Genomic DNA, 2,060 nt, shown 5'->3' with positions numbered 1-2,060 from the left:
GCACCCGGCTCATGGCTTCACACCAGGCGGCAGGCTGGGGGCGGACGCAGGCGCCTCGTCCGATCGCTGGCTCACGCCCGCCTCCGTGTTGGAAGCAGTGGGCGGGCGCGGCGACGCCAGCGTCATCTGCAACACGATGCCTGCTCTGGATCCCGTCTGCTCAGATACGCCGGTGAACCAACCGCCCGCCTCCAGAGCCTCGATCAAACGGCTACGAGACACATCAGCTGGCGCCTCAAGCAGCAGTCTCACCTCAAGCCCCTGGAGATCAAATTCCTTCAACAGAACGCCATTGGGCAGCCGACGCGAAAGGTGGTCTAAAACTTCCAGCGGCTGAGCTGCAGTCAGAGGCGCCAGCAGCGCGGCGAGGTCTTGCTGGAGTGCCGCTGCACGCTCGCGCGCCTTCAAAACAGGCTCTACCTGAGTACGCAAAGCCTCCGCCTCGGCGGCGCTTGAAACATGCGCCTGGTAAGCGTCCCACGTGTCGTGTGTGGCATAACCGGTCAGGGCCAGCAGGGCGAGGAGAGCGACGGATGCAATCGCCTGCAACGGCCTCATTGAGCCCTGGCCCAGTTGATGCAGCGCCACTGGCGAAACCAAGGGTGTTCGCCACGCAAGTGTCTCTACGGCCGGCCGCTGCACTTCGGCGCCGCCACCCAGTCCACTGGCACGTACAAAGGCCTGCCATTCCTCGTCCGAGGGCAGGCGCGGCCACCAGCGACTGACACGCAGGATGCCACCAGCCCAGACCTGGCCCTCAAAGCCTTCTAGCGCGGCCAACAGACGAACTCCCTGGTCAAGCAGTGGTTCATGCAAAGTTGATTCGGGCCAGCACCGGACCGACGGCGCCAAGTCCGACACGGTGTCGCGTGGGATGGCGTGGACCTGAGCCCAGCCGGACGCGAGCTGCACCACCCAGTGGGATTCCGGAAATGGTTGCCACGCCGCTAATTGGCTACGGAGCGCACCGGACCATTCGGCGACAGGCAAGTCCCGGAGGTCGAAGGCGCGGTAGCGCATGGTGCTGCGCGCCAAGAGCACGATGGAGCGCTTCCCGGCTCGGGTCGGCTCCACCCACCCGCTACGGCGCCATTGACGCAGGGTCTGGGGGTCGAGAGAGGTCCGGGCTGGGAGTCGGAAAGTTTTCAACGGGGCTTGGGGCGGACGGGGACGTGGGGGCGGGCACCAGAGGCCTGGATCGATACTCGACCGAGTGGATGAGCCACGGCGCACGGACGCCGCTAGGCAAAACCCATAAATTGTATTCGAGGGCTTGCGGCAGGCCAGGCGCCCAGACGCGCAAGCGCAGTGCGTCGCCCGCGCGGAAGTCGGTCAGCTGATCGGTGAACGGAATGCCGGTCGCGGCAGCTGCAGCGGCCGCCGTCGGAAAAGGGGCTCTGCGGCGAAGCGTGTCAAACAAACCCCACTGCCCCTCGCCGACGCGCGGCCATGCCAGCTTGAGCAGAGGCAGAGGCGCCGTGTTCGGGTTCATTTCATGCTGAATCCGCAATCCACTCCAATCCATCATCTTCTCGCGCACTGCGGGAAGATCTCGCCAGACGGGCATGCGGGCCAGCTCATTCACACTCATCAAGCGACTATTGCGCGGAGGTGGCAAACCGAGCTCGGCGTACTCTGCCGCCTCGGCTCCATTGATGCGCCGCAGGCTATCTTCATCAACATAGTCCTCCAACACCGCGATCATTCGCGAGGCCTGCTCAAAGCTCGCCCCCAAACCGGTAAGGACGGGAAGCAGGAGATCCTGGTTTGGCACATTGAGCGACAGCAGCCCGCGGTCATCCTGGACTGACACCCATCCTCCGCCGGGCGTCCTATAGAGGCGCCCGTCATGCGTCAGCAGTTGCTCGTTCGCGAAGCCCGAGCCGGCATACCCAAAAGGTCGAGTGGTCAACCAGTACAGCGCCAATGCCTGAGCCGAATACGCCTGGGTGCGGCCTTCCGCATAGCTTTGCACGCTCTGCGCCTGCTGCCTCAACAGGTCCACGCGTTGCGACAACCGTGCAGCGACAAAGCCAATGAGCACCAGCGATGCCATCACC

Annotated in this window: 2 protein-coding genes; both read right to left on the bottom strand. The window is 64.5% G+C overall.

The genetic code is table 11. The annotated features are described in order from the left end of the window. Window positions 1-9: 9 nt before the first annotated feature. Window positions 10-1,020 (bottom strand): hypothetical protein, encoded by a 1,011-nt coding sequence (locus tag AC1DU6_RS28890; RefSeq protein ID WP_477861360.1) that lies wholly within the window; start codon window positions 1,018-1,020, stop codon window positions 10-12. A 61-nt stretch (window positions 1,021-1,081) separates the two neighbouring features. Then, a partial coding sequence (locus tag AC1DU6_RS28885) for a hypothetical protein (RefSeq protein ID WP_477861358.1) occupies window positions 1,082-2,060 on the bottom strand: 979 nt, incomplete at its 5' end.

The organism is Roseateles sp. P5_B10 (assembly GCF_056400485.1).
This window is presented reverse-complemented; position numbering and strand designations above follow the sequence as displayed.

Coding starts and splice junctions, on each gene's coding strand:
- AC1DU6_RS28890 (WP_477861360.1), bottom strand. CDS start 1,020: ATGCGCTACCGCGCCTTCGACCTCCGGGACTTGCCTGTCGCCGAATGG.